The 15,905-nt window shown below is 58.6% G+C and carries 18 protein-coding genes; 9 read left to right on the plus strand and 9 right to left on the minus strand.

The window, feature by feature from the left end:
- The first annotated feature begins 225 nt into the window (after positions 1 to 225).
- The 3 genes from QLG10_RS15105 to QLG10_RS15115 all read left to right on the plus strand — a co-directional run bounded on the left by QLG10_RS15105 (position 226) and on the right by QLG10_RS15115 (position 1,920).
- The gene (locus tag QLG10_RS15105) at positions 226 to 357 is read left to right on the plus strand and encodes a hypothetical protein (protein ID WP_262927145.1); all 132 of its coding nucleotides are present in this window, start codon (positions 226 to 228) and stop codon (positions 355 to 357) included.
- A 74-nt stretch (positions 358 to 431) separates the two neighbouring features.
- Entirely contained in the window at positions 432 to 614 is a 183-nt protein-coding gene (locus QLG10_RS15110; RefSeq protein ID WP_020796929.1) for a hypothetical protein, read from the plus strand.
- A gap of 106 nt (positions 615 to 720) precedes the next feature.
- The gene (locus QLG10_RS15115; RefSeq protein ID WP_282487633.1) at positions 721 to 1,920 is read left to right on the plus strand and encodes an MFS transporter; all 1,200 of its coding nucleotides are present in this window, start codon (positions 721 to 723) and stop codon (positions 1,918 to 1,920) included.
- Here the strand turns inward: QLG10_RS15115 and arfB are convergent.
- The 9 genes from arfB to QLG10_RS15160 form a co-directional block, all read right to left on the minus strand.
- Positions 1,917 to 2,330, minus strand: a complete 414-nt coding sequence (gene arfB / locus QLG10_RS15120) for an alternative ribosome rescue aminoacyl-tRNA hydrolase ArfB (RefSeq protein WP_008055510.1) — start codon at positions 2,328 to 2,330, stop codon at positions 1,917 to 1,919. The two genes, QLG10_RS15115 and arfB, sit on opposite strands and share 4 nt — an antisense overlap.
- Positions 2,331 to 3,119: 789 nt before the next feature.
- Entirely contained in the window at positions 3,120 to 3,815 is a 696-nt protein-coding gene (locus tag QLG10_RS15125; RefSeq protein WP_282487634.1) for a DUF4225 domain-containing protein, read from the minus strand.
- Positions 3,808 to 4,308 carry an Hcp family type VI secretion system effector gene (locus QLG10_RS15130; RefSeq protein ID WP_282487635.1) on the minus strand — a complete coding sequence of 167 codons (501 nt, stop codon included), beginning with the start codon at positions 4,306 to 4,308 and terminating at the stop codon, positions 3,808 to 3,810. The genes QLG10_RS15125 and QLG10_RS15130 overlap by 8 nt, the downstream gene beginning before the upstream one ends.
- A gap of 230 nt (positions 4,309 to 4,538) precedes the next feature.
- Complete coding sequence (locus tag QLG10_RS15135; protein WP_110752688.1) at positions 4,539 to 5,951, minus strand: amino acid permease; 1,413 nt, start codon at positions 5,949 to 5,951, stop codon at positions 4,539 to 4,541.
- 851 nt (positions 5,952 to 6,802) lie between these two features.
- Positions 6,803 to 8,020, minus strand: coding sequence for a 23S rRNA pseudouridine(2605) synthase RluB (rluB, locus tag QLG10_RS15140; RefSeq protein WP_282487636.1), 1,218 nt, complete (start codon positions 8,018 to 8,020; stop codon positions 6,803 to 6,805).
- Between the two features lie 242 nt (positions 8,021 to 8,262).
- Positions 8,263 to 9,216 carry an SMC-Scp complex subunit ScpB gene (gene scpB / locus QLG10_RS15145; RefSeq protein WP_282487637.1) on the minus strand — a complete coding sequence of 318 codons (954 nt, stop codon included), beginning with the start codon at positions 9,214 to 9,216 and terminating at the stop codon, positions 8,263 to 8,265.
- An 11-nt stretch (positions 9,217 to 9,227) separates the two neighbouring features.
- A complete protein-coding gene (locus tag QLG10_RS15150) occupies positions 9,228 to 9,926 on the minus strand; it encodes a ScpA family protein (RefSeq protein WP_172901685.1) in 699 nt (232 codons plus the stop codon).
- 120 nt (positions 9,927 to 10,046) lie between these two features.
- The gene (locus QLG10_RS15155; protein ID WP_033041944.1) at positions 10,047 to 10,676 is read right to left on the minus strand and encodes an L-threonylcarbamoyladenylate synthase; all 630 of its coding nucleotides are present in this window, start codon (positions 10,674 to 10,676) and stop codon (positions 10,047 to 10,049) included.
- 13 nt (positions 10,677 to 10,689) lie between these two features.
- The gene (locus QLG10_RS15160; RefSeq protein WP_110752682.1) at positions 10,690 to 11,553 is read right to left on the minus strand and encodes a PHP domain-containing protein; all 864 of its coding nucleotides are present in this window, start codon (positions 11,551 to 11,553) and stop codon (positions 10,690 to 10,692) included.
- 87 nt (positions 11,554 to 11,640) lie between these two features.
- On the opposite strand from QLG10_RS15160, the gene QLG10_RS15165 reads away from it, so the two are divergent.
- The 6 genes from QLG10_RS15165 (at position 11,641) to QLG10_RS15190 (ending at position 15,886) form a co-directional block, all read left to right on the plus strand.
- Positions 11,641 to 12,237: a septation protein A gene (locus tag QLG10_RS15165; RefSeq protein WP_033041940.1), complete on the plus strand. Its 597-nt coding sequence runs from the start codon at positions 11,641 to 11,643 to the stop codon at positions 12,235 to 12,237.
- Between the two features lies 1 nt (position 12,238).
- Entirely contained in the window at positions 12,239 to 12,538 is a 300-nt protein-coding gene (locus QLG10_RS15170) for a YciI family protein (RefSeq protein WP_008021382.1), read from the plus strand.
- 110 nt (positions 12,539 to 12,648) lie between these two features.
- Complete coding sequence (locus tag QLG10_RS15175; protein WP_282487638.1) at positions 12,649 to 13,062, plus strand: translation initiation factor 2; 414 nt, start codon at positions 12,649 to 12,651, stop codon at positions 13,060 to 13,062.
- 7 nt (positions 13,063 to 13,069) lie between these two features.
- Positions 13,070 to 13,747 (plus strand): response regulator transcription factor, encoded by a 678-nt coding sequence (locus QLG10_RS15180; protein ID WP_008055526.1) that lies wholly within the window; start codon positions 13,070 to 13,072, stop codon positions 13,745 to 13,747.
- 197 nt (positions 13,748 to 13,944) lie between these two features.
- Positions 13,945 to 14,391, plus strand: a complete 447-nt coding sequence (locus QLG10_RS15185) for an LTXXQ domain protein (protein WP_110752678.1) — start codon at positions 13,945 to 13,947, stop codon at positions 14,389 to 14,391.
- 157 nt (positions 14,392 to 14,548) lie between these two features.
- A complete protein-coding gene (locus QLG10_RS15190) occupies positions 14,549 to 15,886 on the plus strand; it encodes a HAMP domain-containing sensor histidine kinase (RefSeq protein ID WP_110752676.1) in 1,338 nt (445 codons plus the stop codon).
- Positions 15,887 to 15,905: the final 19 nt, after the last annotated feature.

Below are 15,905 nucleotides of genomic sequence, written 5' to 3' on the forward strand. Positions count from 1 at the left end.
GCGGAGTGTCAGTCGACATTAATGTGACTGACCCACCGCTTTCGCGAGCAAGCCCGCTCCCACATTTGTTTTTTGTCGCCCTCCAGATTTGTATAGACAACCCCATTCGTCGAAACAAATAGATATAAAAGTCTATTTGTCATTTTTACTCCTGTATCCTGCCCAGGCTTTTTTGAAAGCGCGGATCGACCAGATCTATCAACAGACTTAGCGAGGAGCGCGACCATGCACGAGATTCCTAATCTCCCCTTCCCAAGCCTGCACGTACCTGAGCAGACGACCACGCAACAAGCCAGTGCCCAACAGCACGAGCCGAAAGAAGCCACTGACTGCCGCCAGGCTGACAGCGAAGACTGAAACACCCGCCGTACAGACTGTGTGGAAAGCGCTAACATGCGCTTTCCACACCGCCTGAACAGTGAGCCCCGTCCATGACCGACGAATTCTCCGAAGCCCAAGCCAGCGTCCTGATCGGCACCGCCGAGAAAATGATCGAGATCTGGAATCGCCTCTCTCCCGAAAAACAAGCCGCTTTGCTTGCCCGCTTTGGCAGCGAAGAAAATGCCCTGGCCGCCCTGGTTACCACGCAATTGGTAGCGCCTGCCAAGCCCTGATCGCTCCCGCCCGACAAAATAGTTTTACTTTTTCCACGACCCACGGCCGCTCGCGCCGCTATCATAAGCAGCCTATCTAAACCTGCTTTCCCGTGGACCTTTACCCATGCCTGAACAACAGCGCCCCCTGGCGGTCACGCTGCAAGTCGTTTCCATCGTCCTGTTTACCTTCATCGGCTACCTCAACATCGGCATTCCCCTAGCGGTACTGCCAGGCTATGTCCATAGCGACCTGGGCTTTGGCGCCGTAATCGCCGGGCTGGTGATCAGCGTGCAATACCTCGCCACCCTGCTCAGCCGCCCCTACGCCGGGAAAATCATCGACAACAAGGGCAGCAAACTGGCGGTCATGTATGGCCTGGCGGGCTGTGGCTTAAGCGGCGTGTTCATGCTGCTATCGGCCTGGACCCAAAGCCTGCCGATGCTCAGCCTGATCAGCTTGCTGATCGGCCGCCTGGTGCTCGGCAGCGCCGAAAGCCTGGTGGGTTCCGGCTCGATTGGCTGGGGCATCGGCCGAGTCGGCGCGGCGAACACCGCCAAGGTCATCTCATGGAACGGCATCGCCAGTTACGGCGCATTGGCGGTGGGCGCGCCCTTGGGCGTGTTGCTGGTCAAGCAAATGGGCTTGTGGAGCATGGGCGTGAGCATTGTGCTGCTGGCAGTGCTTGGCCTGCTACTGGCCTGGCCGAAAACCGCCGCGCCCATTGTTGCCGGTGAACGCCTGCCGTTCATGCACGTGCTCAGTCGGGTGCTACCTCACGGTTGCGGCCTCGCCCTGGGCTCGATTGGCTTTGGCACCATCGCCACCTTCATCACCCTGTACTACGCCACCCAGCACTGGGACAACGCCGTGTTGTGCCTGAGCCTGTTCGGTGCGAGCTTCATCGGTGCCCGACTGCTGTTCGGCAACCTGATCAATCGCCTCGGTGGTTTTCGCGTGGCGATTGCCTGCCTGTCGGTTGAAACCCTGGGCCTGTTGCTGCTGTGGCTGGCACCCGACGCGCATTGGGCGTTGGCGGGCGCGGCATTGAGCGGTTTTGGTTTCTCGCTGGTGTTCCCGGCACTGGGTGTCGAAGCGGTCAACCTGGTGCCGGCCTCCAGTCGTGGTGCGGCGGTCGGCGCCTATTCGCTGTTCATCGACTTGTCGCTGGGGATCACCGGGCCGCTGGCCGGTGCGATTGCGGCGGGATTCGGCTTTGCCTCGATCTTCCTGTTCGCCGCCATTGCCGCGCTAAGCAGTCTGATGCTCTGCATCTACCTGTATCGGCAAGCCCCAAGGCATCGACAAGCGCGAGACGTTGGCTAGAAATCCACCTTGCCGCGCCCGGCCTTGATGTTGCCGCGCTTGCTCTTGGATTCAAGCCGACGAGTCTTCGAGCCGAGGGTCGGCTTGGTCGGCCGGCGTTTCTTCTCGACCTTGGTGGCGCTCTGGATCAACTCGACCAAACGCTCCAGGGCGTCGGCGCGGTTCTGCTCCTGGGTCCGGTATTGCTGGGCCTTGATGATCAGCACGCCTTCGCTGGTGATGCGGCTGTCGCGCAGCGCCAGCAGCCGCTCCTTGTAGAACTCGGGCAAGGACGAGGCCGGAATGTCGAAGCGCAGGTGCACGGCGCTGGAAACCTTGTTGACGTTCTGCCCACCCGCCCCCTGGGCGCGAATGGCGGTCAACTCGATCTCGGCATCCGGCAGATGCACGTTGTTGGAAATCACCAGCATGGAAAAGCGTCCGTATTCAGAGGGTGCAGGATACCGCGAATGACGTTCTGAATAGCAGGTAATCACTTTGGCAAGTGAGATCAAGGAAGCTTTGCTGGACTTTTCCTACAGCGTTGTCGGTTTTACAAAATGGAAGTTGCTTTATTTCGAATGGCGACACTAACCTATGGGCAGCACTTGGCGAAAAAAAGGGAGTCGAGCAGTGAATCTTGAAAATACTCGATATTACACATCTGTAACCCTCCTTGTTTTTGCTTGCGCCCTACTACCCGCCACCCTAATCGCACTCGGAATAACAAAACTGTTTGACATAAACGAAAAATTTCGACACATCGTCTTTTTTGCAACTTATACAATTATTGTTTTTTGGGGCTTACGATTCTACACTCCAAGAATGCGCGGCGTGATTTAAATCACCAGCTAAAGCACATCTATCTTCTGAGTTTCCCGCTGAAACCATTTTCTTTAAAGAATGCAAGGACTTACATAACGCTCGAACCAATTCCACCCAGCCTTCACAATCACCTTACTTAACACACAAAAAACAAGACCTTATAGCCAATGAACCTTGAAAATATTCGATATCACGTAGCGGTAACCTGCTTAGTTTTAGGTAGCTCTGGATTACCTGCAGGCCTTACTGTTTGGGGAATAACAAAATTCGTCCACATCAATGACAAATACCTAGATGCCGCCTATTTAACTACATACGTAATTTTTGTTTGTTTGGGACTACGATTTTACATTCCCAGAATGCGCGGCAAAACATAAACATCAACACATAAAAATCTATTCACCCCGAGGAGAAACACCCTTCTCGACTATTGCACTCAATGTAAAAAAATCAACCAACGCCTCGAAAGCCAAAGCCAGTTTCCCCGACTGCTGATATGCCACCTCATAATTAAGTGGATCATACCTAAATAACTCGAACACACCAGGCTTCTGCACCTGCCTTAATACTCCATAACTTGATAAAAGCAAGTCTAAAGAGTAATACGTGATATCCCCGCGACCCTCATCCCTCAACGCCGTTTGGTAGAGCTGTCTAACTGGGCCGAGAACGCTTGGCACACCTGGGCCATTATAGATATTCCCTAAACCTTCATATATATTATTCGCACCATGTCCAACCATCAGCCCCCCCGGAACGGCACCTAGCCCTCCTGAACCGCCAATGACCAAAACACCCGTCCTGATTTGCATCACACCACCTACAACCCCAACACCATTTTGAAGATAGAAACGCGCCTTCGACGATAAATCCTCATATTCAGCTGTTATGTCCTGCACCGCTTGCCACGCGCTAATAACCCCCTCATCAACCGCCTGAATAATTTCATCAACATAGGCAGAGATAATCGAACCAAATCGAAGCCGAGCAAAACCATCAGGAATATGCGCCATGCCTACGCTGCTTCCAACTGCAACCAAGTCAGAAGCCGCCCTGGTCACGTCATGAATGTCGCAAGAAGTTTCATTCATTTTCATTCATCCAACTGCTATAAGCACTTGTTGCCCCAGTAAGGTGCGCCCAGGCAATATCTCTATATCGAATAGATACCAACTCTTGCGGCTCTGCATCATTCATGCGGATGGCATGGGGGACTTGCTGGCTGATATGCGCAATACGCGCACCAGTGAGGCGTATCGAATAATACCGCTCTTGCCCTCCAGTCGAAGCGGTTCGGTATAAATTGATGATGCAATCCAGTTCTTCACCTGCATGCAGCGCATTCGCAAGCAGCGGTGATGATTTATCGATGGCTTTGGTGATCATGAAGGGCATGTGTTTTCCGCGACCACCGGTAATGCTTCCGTCATTGCCCGCAACCATATCGTGCGCATAAGCCAGCACCATGATTTCGTCCTGATGGCCGAATTGACATTTGTTACCGATAGAGCTCTGGCCTGAGCAGCCGGCTGAAATCAACCCTTGACGTTTACCAGTAACACTCATGTAACTATGACTCGCCATTAGCATCGCTCCTTAATGTATTTGGAGCGCCAGACTATAGAAAAATGCGCGACCTCGGGTGTAGGCCGTTTCTGATTTTTTAATTCTCCGCCAACTTTTGCTGAAAATTCTGAAATCACTGTAGGTTAATGCGACTTTGCATGTAGGACATGCATACCAACAAGATATGAATTACTACACCAAGAACAAAAAACCCGGCACTTGGCCGGGTTTGTTGTGTCTGTGCAGCGTTACTCCACGGCTGCTTGCAAGGCGCGCTGTGCATGGCGCTTGTTCTTGATGCCGTAGCAGACCCACATGAACACCAGCCACACCGGAATCGCGTACACCGACGTCTGGATCCCCGGAATCAACAACATCACACCGAGAATGAACAACACGAACGCCAGGCAGATGTAGTTGCCATACGGATACCAGAAGGCCTTGAACAGCGGCGTCTGTTTGGTCTGGTTCATGTGCTGGCGGAACTTGAAGTGCGAGTAGCTGATCATCGCCCAGTTGATCACCAGGGTGGCCACTACCAGCGACATCAGCAGTTCCAGCGCATTCTGCGGAATCAGGTAGTTCAGCAGCACCGCGATCAGGGTCACGGCGGCCGAGGCCAGGATCGAACGCACCGGCACGCCGCGCTTGTCGATCTTCGCCAATGCTTTCGGCGCATCGCCCTGCTCGGCCATGCCCAGCAGCATGCGGCTGTTGCAGTAGGTGCCGCTGTTGTACACCGACAAGGCCGCGGTCAGGACCACGAAGTTGAGAATGTGCGCAGCGGTGTTGCTGCCCAGCATCGAGAACACTTGCACGAACGGGCTGCCGCTGTAGGAATCACCGGAAGCGTTCAAGGTGGTCAGCAGGCTGTCCCACGGGGTCAACGACAGCAGGATCACCAACGCACCGATGTAGAAAATCAGGATGCGGTAGATCACCTGGTTGATCGCCTTGGGGATCACGGTTTTCGGCTTGTCGGCTTCGGCTGCGGTGAAACCGAGCATTTCCAGGCCGCCGAAGGAAAACATGATGAACGCCATGGCCATCACCAGGCCGGTGACGCCATTGGGGAAGAAGCCGCCGTGGGACCACAGGTTGCTGACCGCCGCTTGCGGGCCGCCATTACCGCTGACCAACAGGTAGCTGCCCAAGGCAATCATGCCGACGATCGCCACGACCTTGATGATCGCGAACCAGAACTCGGCCTCGCCAAAGACTTTGACGTTAGCCAGGTTGATGGCGTTGATCAGCACGAAGAAAGCGGCTGCGGAGGCCCAGGTCGGGATGTCCGGCGCCCAGTAGTGGATGTATTTGCCGACCGCCGTCAGCTCCGACATGCCGACCAGGATGTACAGGATCCAGCAGTTCCAGCCCGACAGGAAGCCGGCAAAGCCGCCCCAGTACTTGTGCGCGAAATGGCTGAAGGAGCCGGCCACCGGATCTTCGACGATCATCTCGCCCAGCTGGCGCATGATCATGAAGGCTATGAAGCCGCAGATGGCATAGCCGAGGATCATCGACGGCCCGGCGGATTTCAGCACCCCGGCCGAGCCGAGGAACAGACCGGTACCGATCGCGCCACCGAGGGCAATCAGTTGAATGTGGCGATTTTTCAGGCCGCGTTTCAGCTCGCCTGAATGCGAGTTTTGTCCACTCATGAAAAGGGTCTCACGCAAGGTTTGATGATGTTCAGTTGACGTTGCTACTCAGAAGGACGTTAAGCAGCGTCGATCAAACCCCAGCGCAGGCACCAGGAGTTCAGCGTATTTACAACGGTCATGCGTCACCTGTTTGTTTTTATCTGTGACGAAATCGAACCCGACACGCTTGTGGCGCGGCGGAGTGAACAAGGCGGATAGCCTTGAGGTTTGCGCAGATGCGCAGGAGGTCACAGGTAAAACGCGGCGCATTGTACACCTGTAACCCCCTGCTGCCAGACCCCGCTGGATCAGCGTGTCGGTAGCCGGGATTGCATGTGTCCACCCCGAAGCGATCGGGTGGCAGCAAAAAGGACGTCAGACCTTTGCAGGTCACGGACGGGGACGGCGTAAAAACCGGCCCGCGATGAGAGCTGGAAACGGATTGCGGCGGTCATTGCGCCTCCTTTTTGTTATGCACCTGCACGACAGGCATGGCGCGCATGACACCTTGCATGGGGGCGGGAAACAAGCGGGATAGAGAGGTGGAAGAAGGACCTGAGAGAATGCAGCGTAAGCATTTTCTTACGGGATCAACAGAAAGGCGATTTCATGGGTTTTACCTGTGGATTTCGTCATGAAATCTTTACAGCATGTAATTTTGGCTTTCCACTTCGGACACCTCGGTGCTGCAACTGGCGCTTTCGCGAGCAGGCTCGCTCCCACAGGAGACTGCGTTGTTTCATGGAAATGTGATCCCTTGTGGGAGCGAGCCTGCTCGCGAAGGCGCCCTCAAAAACACCACCGGGCTAAAGCCAGGCGCAAAAAAACGCCAACCCGAAGGTTGGCGTTTTTCATGAAGCGCTTACCGATTACTCCGGCTTACGACGTCCAAACCCCGGACGCTGGCCGGAACCGGCCGGCGCGCCGCGGCGCTTGCCCGACGGCTTGTCACCGTCGACCAGGCTGATGCCAGGACGCTTCGATGCCGGCTTGGCCGTGCGCTTGGTGTCGGCTGGACGATCCGCCACCGGCGTACCACGACCTTCACCACGCTCGGTACGGCCATTGGCCGGACGTGGCGTGCGTGGACCGCGTTCGCCGTCCTGACGGGCGGCTGGCTTGCGCCCTGGACGCTCGCCTTCGATCTGCGGCTCGCGGTTGGCACGCGGCGCGGCCGGTGCGGCGGCACCAGTGGCTGGACGCAGGGTACGTACGCGCTCGGTCTTGGCCATTGGACGCGACGACTTACGCTGCATCCGGTCAAGCTTGTCTTTGCTCTTGGCGTTCATCTGCGGCATCGCCACCGGCGTCAGGCCAACTTCGGCACTCAGAATGTCGACTTCGTACTGGCTCATTTCACGCCAGCGGCCCATCGGCAGGTCCGAATTGAGGAACACCGGACCAAAACGCACGCGCTTCAGACGGCTGACCACCAGGCCCTGGGATTCCCACAGGCGACGAACTTCGCGGTTGCGACCTTCCATCACCACGCAGTGGTACCAGTGGTTGAAACCTTCGCCGCCCGGCGCCTGCTTGATGTCGGTGAACTTGGCCGGGCCGTCTTCGAGGACCACGCCGGCTTTCAGACGCTCGATCATCTCGTCGTCGACTTCGCCACGCACACGTACCGCGTATTCACGGTCCATTTCGTAGGAAGGGTGCATCAGGCGGTTGGCCAGTTCACCGTCGGTGGTGAACATCAGCAGGCCGGTGGTGTTGATGTCCAGGCGACCGATGTTGATCCAGCGACCTTCTTTCGGACGCGGCATCTTGTCGAACACGGTCGGACGGCCTTCCGGGTCGACGCGGGTGCAGATTTCGCCATCGGGCTTGTTGTACATGATCACGCGGCGGACCGACTCGGCGGCCTCTTCACGCTTGATCACCTTGCCATCGATGGTGATGGCGTCGTGCATGTCGACGCGCTGGCCGAGGGTGGCGTCTTTGCCGTTGACCTTGATCCGGCCGTGGCTGATCCAGGCTTCCACGTCACGGCGCGAGCCGACGCCGATACGGGCGAGGACTTTCTGCAGTTTTTCGCCTGCTGGGCCGATTTCCTGGTCGTCTTTCTGGTCTTTGATACTCATCTGGGCACCTCCCGGTGTGTTCTGAAAACTGGGTACTTTGGCGAAGGGATCGCCGAAGGGTCGCGAATCATACGCGCATGCGGGCGTTTGCGCATCAGAGAGTAGCTGATCGAAGGTGACTTACTGATTTTTCCGCCGACCGGTGACGCGCTATTAACATCAAGATCAAAAGATCGCAGCCTGCGGCAGCTCCTACATTTGGAATGCGATTCCTGTAGGAGCTGCCGCAGGCTGCGATCTTTTCAATCTTCAAGCTCGCGGCGTTCGGCTTCGATGGCTTTGGCCAGGGCCAATGCTTCGGCTTCCTCATCGCTAAGCTCGGGTTTCGGCTGTTCCAGGGCGGCGACGGCGGCCAGCAGTTTTTCACGGGCCTCGGCAACGCCGAGGATGTCGTCTTCCTGCTCAGGTTCAGGTTCAACCGGGGCAGGTTCGACGCCCGGTTCAATGTCGAGTGGCTCCGGATCGATCCCCGGTACCTCACCATCACGCAACAAATCATCGAAGTCGGTCTTGATCCCCTCCTCCATGCTGTCCAGTTCCAGTAACAGCGTATGAAAACTGGTCTCTTCCTTGGGCTCTTCCGGCTCGGCGCTGGCATCGGCCAGTTCCTGCAGGCTGGCGGGCACTGGCGCGTCGTCGAAATCGAGCACCGGATCAGGCTTCAGCTCGCGCACCTCGGCCAGCGGCGGCAGGTCATCGAGGTTCTTCAGGTTGAAGTGATCGAGAAACGCCTTGGTGGTGGCGAACATCGCCGGCTTGCCCGGTACGTCGCGGTAGCCGACGATACGGATCCACTCACGTTCCATCAGCGTCTTGACGATCTGGCTGTTGACCGCCACGCCCCGCACATCCTCGATCTCGCCCCGGGTGATCGGCTGGCGATAGGCAATCAAGGCAATGGTTTCGAGCATGGCGCGCGAGTAACGCTGCGGCCGCTCTTCCCACAAACGCCCGACCCACGGCGAAAACTTCTCACGGATTTGCAGGCGATAGCCGGACGCAACTTCCTTCAACTCGTACGCGCGGCCATCGCACGACTTGCCCAGAATTGTCAGCGCTTTCTTGAATACCGCCGGTTCCGGGCGCTCGGCCTCTTCGAAGAGCTCGAACAGGCGCTCCAACGATTGCGGTTTTCCGGAGGCCAACAGAAAGGCTTCGAGCAGTGGCGCCAGCTCGCGGGGTTCACTCAGGTTCATGATTGGACTCGTTATTCGGCTCGTGCTCGGACGTGGATCGCGGCGAACGGCTCATTCTGCACCAGCTCGACCAAGGATTCCTTGACCAGTTCGAGGATCGCCATGAAGGTCACGACAACCCCCAGGCGCCCTTCCTCGGCGGTGAAAAGCTCGACAAACGGCACAAAACCGCCGCCCTTGAGCCGTTCCAGCACATCGCTCATGCGTTCGCGGGTGGACAGCGCCTCGCGGCTGACCTGATGGCTTTCGAACATGTCGCCCCGGCGCAGCACCTCGGCCATGGACAGCAACAACTCTGACAAACGCACATCCGGCAACAGTTTGCGCGCCCGCGCCTCCGGGGCATCGAGCTTGGGCACGACCACGTCGCGACCAACCCGGCTGAGGCCGTCGATACCTTCGGCGGCGGCCTTGAAACGCTCGTATTCCTGCAAGCGGCGGATCAGTTCGGCGCGCGGGTCTTCTTCCTCGTCTTCGACGGTTTCAGCCCGTGGCAGCAGCATCCGCGACTTGATCTCGGCCAGCATCGCGGCCATCACCAGGTATTCGGCCGCCAGTTCCAGGCGCACCGACTGCATCAACTCGACATAGCCCATGTACTGCCGGGTGATTTCCGCCACCGGAATATCGAGGATATTGATGTTCTGTTTGCGGATCAGGTACAGCAGCAGGTCGAGCGGGCCCTCGAAGGCCTCGAGAAAGACTTCCAGCGCATCCGGCGGAATGTACAGGTCCAGCGGCATTTCCATGACCGCCTGGCCATAGACCATGGCGAAAGGCAGCTCTTGCTGGGCGCCGGCCTGGCTGTCGACGGGTTCCACTGCGGACATCTAGGCCTCGACCATGAACGGCGCAGGGTCACCGCAACCGACACGGATCACTTCCGGTTCGCCATCGGCGAGGTTGATCACGGTGGACGCCTTGATCCCGCCGAAACCGCCATCGATGATCAGGTCCACCTGATGCTCGAGCAACTGGCGCATTTCGTAGGGATCGGTCATCGGGTCATCATCGCCCGGCATGATCAACGTCACGCTCATCAGCGGCTCGCCCAGCTCTTCCAGCAGCGCCAGGGCAATCGGATGGCTCGGCACCCGCAGGCCGATGGTGCGCTTCTTCGGATGCAACAGCAGTCGCGGGACTTCGCGGGTGGCATTGAGGATGAAGGTGTAGGGCCCCGGAAGATGGGCCTTGAGAATGCGGAAAGTGCCCGTATCGATCTTGGCGAACAGACCCAGTTGTGACAAGTCGCTGCAGATCAGCGCAAAGTTGTGCTTTTCATCGAGCTGACGCAGGCGGCGAACGCGCTCCACGGCGACCTTGTCGCCGATCTGGCAACCGATTGCGTAGGAGGAGTCCGTGGGATAAATCACCACCCCGCCCTTGCGGATGATCTCGACAGCCTGCTTGATCAGGCGCGCTTGCGGGTTTTCCGGATGAATCTGGAAAAATTGACTCACATTCTCTACCTGTTCAGACGGCGGCAATAATTGGGTCATGTTTGAATCGACACCACAGTGGTGGCAGATCCTCCGGGAGCGGGCGGTATTCACCGATCTCGGACCAGCCTCCAGGGCCATGAAAATCACTGCCGGCGCTGACCAGCAGACCGAACTCGCGGGCCAGGATCGCGAGGCTGCCCACTTGTTCGGCAGGCTGATAGCCATTGACCACCTCGATCGCGTGGCCCCCTGCTTGAATATAGTCGGCAATCAGGCGGCGACGCTTGCTGCGAGTGAATTCGTAATGCCAGGGATGGGCCAGGCTGACCCAGGCCTTGGCTGCGCGCAGGGTTTCGACGGTTTCTTCCAGGGTCGGCCAATGCTGCTTGACGTCTCCCAGCTTGCCGGCGCCCAGCCATTTGCGGAACGCTTCGGCGCGATCCTTGACGAAACCTTCGCGCACCATCCAGTCGGCGAAGTGCGGGCGGGCCGGTGCGTTGCCGCTGTCTCCCAGGGCCTGCTGGACTTCCCTTGCGCCGTCCAGCGCACCCGGCATGCCCTTGAGCGCCAGTTTGCGGCTGATTTCCTCGGAGCGTAGCCAGCGCCCATCGCGCAACCTGGCAATCGCCTCGACCAACGGCGCGGCATCGACGTCGAAGCCGTAGCCCAGCACGTGAATGGTCGCGCCGCCCCAGGTGCAGGACAACTCGACTCCGTTGACCAATTGCATCCCCAGCTCATTCGCGGCGTGCCGGGCCTCGTCGAGGCCCTCCAGGGTGTCGTGATCGGTCAAGGCCAGGACCTGCACACCTTTCTCGAACGCACGCGCAACCAGAACCGCGGGCGCCAGGGCGCCATCGGAGGCCGTGCTATGGCAGTGCAAATCAACATTCACAGGGCTTTGTAACCTCAAATCAGCTGGCGCTATCGCGCGCCCATATGTTTGTTATTATGCCGCCACATCCTGCTTCTGGCTGCCACTGTGAAACAATTCATCGATTTCATCCCGCTCCTGCTGTTTTTCATCGTCTTCAAAATCGATCCACGGGTCGTCGACATTGCCGGCCACGAGGTCACTGTAGGCGGTATCTACAGTGCCACCGCGATGCTGATCATCAGCTCCCTGGTGGTCTACGGCACGCTGTTCATCAAGCAGCGCAAGCTGGAGAAGAGCCAGTGGCTGACCCTCATCGCCTGCCTGGTGTTCGGCAGCCTGACCCTGGCCTTCCACAGCGAGACCTTCCTGAAATGGAAAGCCCCGGTGGTCAACTGGCTGTTCGCCCTGGCTTTCATCGGCAGCCACTTCATCGGTGACCAACTGCTGATCAAACGCATCATGGGCCATGCGCTGACCCTGCCTGAGCCGGTCTGGACGCGCCTGAACATCGCCTGGATCGCTTTTTTCCTGTTTTGCGGCGCCGCCAACCTGTTCGTCGCGTTCACCTTCCAGAGCTACTGGGTCGACTTCAAGGTCTTCGGCAGCCTGGGCATGACTTTGCTGTTCCTGGTCGGCCAGGGCATCTACCTGTCCCGCCACCTGCACGACGCCGATACCACAACGCCGAAAACCGAGGACTGACATGCTTTACGCAATCATTGCCACAGACGTCGCCAACTCCCTGGAAGCCCGCCTGGCCGCACGGCCTGCACACCTGGAGCGCCTGCAAGCGCTCAAGGGCGAAGGTCGCATCGTATTGGCCGGCCCGCATCCGGCGGTCGACAGCAATGATCCGGGGGCAGCGGGTTTCACCGGCAGCCTGATCGTCGCCGAATTCGACTCCCTGAGCGCCGCACAGGCCTGGGCCGACGCCGATCCGTACATCGCCGCAGGCGTCTACGCCAACGTTCTGGTCAAGCCTTTCAAGCAAGTCCTCCCGTAAGCTCCCCCTGCGCGGTGAACCTTCTCGGTTCATCGCGTTCTCAATCGCTCATTAATCTCGTTTGCCTGCCGACAAACTCCCCAATATCCGTATTGGAATCAGGAGTCGCGATGCGCAAGGGTCCGTTGTGTCTGATGTTGGTCACGTTGTCGATCGTGGCGCCTGCCCACGGTGAGGAAGCCGCCGAGGGCGCGAACTCCACGCCGCTGTCCTTGAGCGCCGGCAGCCAGATCAACGAACTGCAGCAACGCTTGAAGGAAAGCGAGCGGCAACGAGAAGAACTGAGCAAACAATTGAACAATGCCGATGGCGAGCGCGAAAGCGTCCAACTGGCCCGGTTGCGCCAGGAGAACCAGCGACTCAAGCTGCACCTTCGGGAAGTGCAGGCCGGCAGTTCGATCCCGCGCTTATTGACCGATCAGCAACAGTGGTTCGTCATTGGCGCCGGGGTGGCGCTATTGGCCCTGCTCTGCGGTATCTTCGCCAGTGGTGCGAGGCGAAAACGTCGACAATGGCTGAATTGAGTGATCCATGAGCGAGTTGTTACTAATTGATGATGACCAGGAGCTTTGTGAGCTCCTGGGCAGTTGGCTGAGCCAGGAAGGGTTTCAGGTGCGCGCCTGTCATGACGGTCAGAGCGCGCGCCGCGCGCTGGCTGAAACTTCCCCGGCGGCCGTGGTATTGGACGTGATGTTGCCGGACGGCAGCGGCCTGGAACTGCTCAAGCAACTGCGCAGCGATCACCCCGACTTGCCGGTGCTGATGCTTTCAGCCCGCGGCGAACCCCTGGACCGCATCCTCGGCCTGGAACTCGGCGCCGACGACTACCTGGCCAAACCCTGCGACCCGCGGGAACTGACAGCGCGCCTGCGCGCCGTGTTGCGCCGCAGTCATCCCGCAGCGGTGTCCAGCCAGATGGAGCTGGGCGACCTGTGTTTCAGCCCGGTGCGTGGCGTGGTCAGCATCGATGAACAGGAATTCACCCTTACAGTTTCCGAAAGCCGCCTGCTCGAAGCCCTGCTCAAGCAGCCCGGCGAGCCGCTGGATAAACAGGAACTGGCGCAAATCGCCCTCGGTCGCAAGCTGACCCTGTACGACCGCAGCCTCGACATGCACGTCAGTAACCTGCGCAAGAAGATTGGCCCGCATCCTGATGGCCGCCCGCGCATCGTGGCTTTGCGTAGCCGCGGTTACTACTACAGTCTCTGACGCCACGCGATTCCCTGGATGGCGGTGTGACAGACACACCACGTCGCCAGGATCGCCAGCAAGCCGGCTCCTACAGGTCAGGTCAAATACAACACCATCTTTACCCAAGCTTTACGTACCGCTGACCGCCGCTGACCTTGATCTGCGTAATCTGTACTCATCCGGAACGTACCGGGAATGAGACAAGGAGATTCACCATGCGCAAGACTCTTATCGCTTTGATGTTCGCCGCCGCCCTGCCGACCGTTGCCATGGCCATGCCTGAAGGCGCAGGCCCAAGCGGCCCGATGGACGGTTCGCACCACGGCGGTCAGATGCACGGCATGCACGGCAAAGGCCCGTACAGCCAACTGGACCTGAGCCGCGAGCAGCGCGAGCAGATCCGCAAGATCATGGGCGAGCAGATGCATGAGCGTAAGCAAGTGGTCGACAAGTACCTGGAAAAACTCTCGCCAGCCGACCAGAAAGCCATGAAAGATGAAATGGCCGCCAACCACAAGAAAGCCGAAGCCGAGGTGCGTGCGTTGCTGAAACCGGATCAACAGAAGAAATTCGACGAGATCCAGAAAAAGCAGGCTGAACGTCGCGCCGAGTGGGCCGAATTCAAGGCCTGGAAAGCGCAACAGGCACAAAAAGCGCAATAATGCGCTAACCCGAATTAACCGCTGAACTGTGGGAGCGAGCCTGCTCGCGATGGACTTCAACGATAACGGGGGGCATCAGGTAGCCCGTGTTGTCCTTGAGTTTTTCGCGAGCATGCTCGCTCCTACAGGTGATTTTGTGTTTGCTTGAGGATTTTCTGTGCGCTCATTGTTCTGGCGAATCCTGGCCAGCTTTTGGCTGGCCATCGCCCTGGTTGCAGGGCTCTCCATTCTGCTCGGGCACATGCTCAACCAGGATGCGTGGATACTCAGTCGCCACCCAGGTCTCAATACACTGGCTGAGCAATGGACGCAGACTTACGAATCCCAGGGCGAAGACGCGGCCCAGGATCTTCTGCAGCAGCGCAAGCGCCAGTATCACATCGATGTCCAGGTCCTGAATGAAAGCGGCGACCCGGTCGTACGCGGTACCTTTCCGCGACGCGCCGCTGCGTTTGAAGCGCGGCAGAACAATGATGACCGTCGCTTGCCATGGCGTCGCCTGACGGATGAATACACCAGCGACAAAAGTGGTGACACCTATCTGTTCATCTACCGGATTCCACATCCGGAACTCGACGCCTGGCACCGCGAAAGCCTGCTCTGGCCGTTGAGTGCGCTGGGGATCGCATTAGTGGTGCTGACCCTGTTCAGCCTGTTGGTCACCTTGTCCATCACCCGCCCTCTGAGCCGCTTGCGCGGTGCGGTGCATGACCTGGGACAAACCACCTATCAACAGAACAGCCTGGTCAAACTGGCCAACCGCCGCGACGAATTCGGCGTACTGGCCAACGACTTCAATCGCATGGGCGCGCGCCTGCAAAGCCTGATCGGCAGTCAACGCCAGCTGCTGCGCGATGTGTCACACGAACTGCGTTCGCCCCTCGCTCGCCTGCGCATTGCGCTGGCATTGGCCGAGCGCGCCACGCCGCAGGAACGGGAGAAACTCTGGCCGCGCCTGACCCGCGAATGTGACCGCCTCGAAGCGTTGATCAGCGAAATCCTCGTGCTGGCACGGGTTGACGCCGATAACGCCAGTGCCGAAGAGGTGGATCTCAACGCCCTGCTCAATACGTTGCAAAAGGATGCACAACTGAGTTCACCCGATCAGCTCGTGCACCTTGAAGCCGAGTCGCAACTGACCCTCAAGGGTTGGCCGACGATGATCGAGCGAGCCGTGGACAATCTGTTGCGCAACGCCCAGCGCTTCAACCCGGCGGGCGGCCTGCCGATCGAAATGCAGGCGCTGCGGCAAGGAGAACGGATTGTGGTGACCGTGCGTGACCACGGGCCGGGGGCGGACGAGGAACATTTGAGCCAGCTGGGTGAGCCGTTCTATCGTGCGCCCGGGCAGACGGCGGCCGGGCATGGCCTGGGACTGGCGATTGCCCGGCGAGCGGCGGAACGGCATGGCGGAAGCCTGGTGCTGGCCAATCATCCGGAGGGCGGGTTCATTGCCAGCCTGGAATTGCCGCTGGTGCCGGGAGTCGCCGCCTGATTGATCGTTCCCACGCTCT

It is taken from the genome of Pseudomonas sp. V98_8 (assembly GCF_029967975.1).
In the GTDB taxonomy this organism is placed as follows: Bacteria; Pseudomonadota; Gammaproteobacteria; order Pseudomonadales; family Pseudomonadaceae; genus Aquipseudomonas; species Aquipseudomonas umsongensis.

Bases quoted from the DNA above. Each gene is read 5' to 3' on its own strand.
- QLG10_RS15105 (WP_262927145.1), top strand. From the start codon at position 226: ATGCACGAGATTCCTAATCTCCCCTTCCCAAGCCTGCACGTACCTGAG.
- QLG10_RS15110 (WP_020796929.1), top strand. From the start codon at position 432: ATGACCGACGAATTCTCCGAAGCCCAAGCCAGCGTCCTGATCGGCACC.
- QLG10_RS15115 (WP_282487633.1), top strand. From the start codon at position 721: ATGCCTGAACAACAGCGCCCCCTGGCGGTCACGCTGCAAGTCGTTTCC.
- arfB (WP_008055510.1), bottom strand. From the start codon at position 2,330: ATGCTGGTGATTTCCAACAACGTGCATCTGCCGGATGCCGAGATCGAG.
- QLG10_RS15125 (WP_282487634.1), bottom strand. From the start codon at position 3,815: ATGAATGAAACTTCTTGCGACATTCATGACGTGACCAGGGCGGCTTCT.
- QLG10_RS15130 (WP_282487635.1), bottom strand. From the start codon at position 4,308: ATGGCGAGTCATAGTTACATGAGTGTTACTGGTAAACGTCAAGGGTTG.
- QLG10_RS15135 (WP_110752688.1), bottom strand. From the start codon at position 5,951: ATGAGTGGACAAAACTCGCATTCAGGCGAGCTGAAACGCGGCCTGAAA.
- rluB (WP_282487636.1), bottom strand. From the start codon at position 8,020: ATGAGTATCAAAGACCAGAAAGACGACCAGGAAATCGGCCCAGCAGGC.
- scpB (WP_282487637.1), bottom strand. From the start codon at position 9,216: ATGAACCTGAGTGAACCCCGCGAGCTGGCGCCACTGCTCGAAGCCTTT.
- QLG10_RS15170 (WP_008021382.1), top strand. From the start codon at position 12,239: ATGCTTTACGCAATCATTGCCACAGACGTCGCCAACTCCCTGGAAGCC.
- QLG10_RS15175 (WP_282487638.1), top strand. From the start codon at position 12,649: ATGCGCAAGGGTCCGTTGTGTCTGATGTTGGTCACGTTGTCGATCGTG.
- QLG10_RS15180 (WP_008055526.1), top strand. From the start codon at position 13,070: ATGAGCGAGTTGTTACTAATTGATGATGACCAGGAGCTTTGTGAGCTC.
- QLG10_RS15185 (WP_110752678.1), top strand. From the start codon at position 13,945: ATGCGCAAGACTCTTATCGCTTTGATGTTCGCCGCCGCCCTGCCGACC.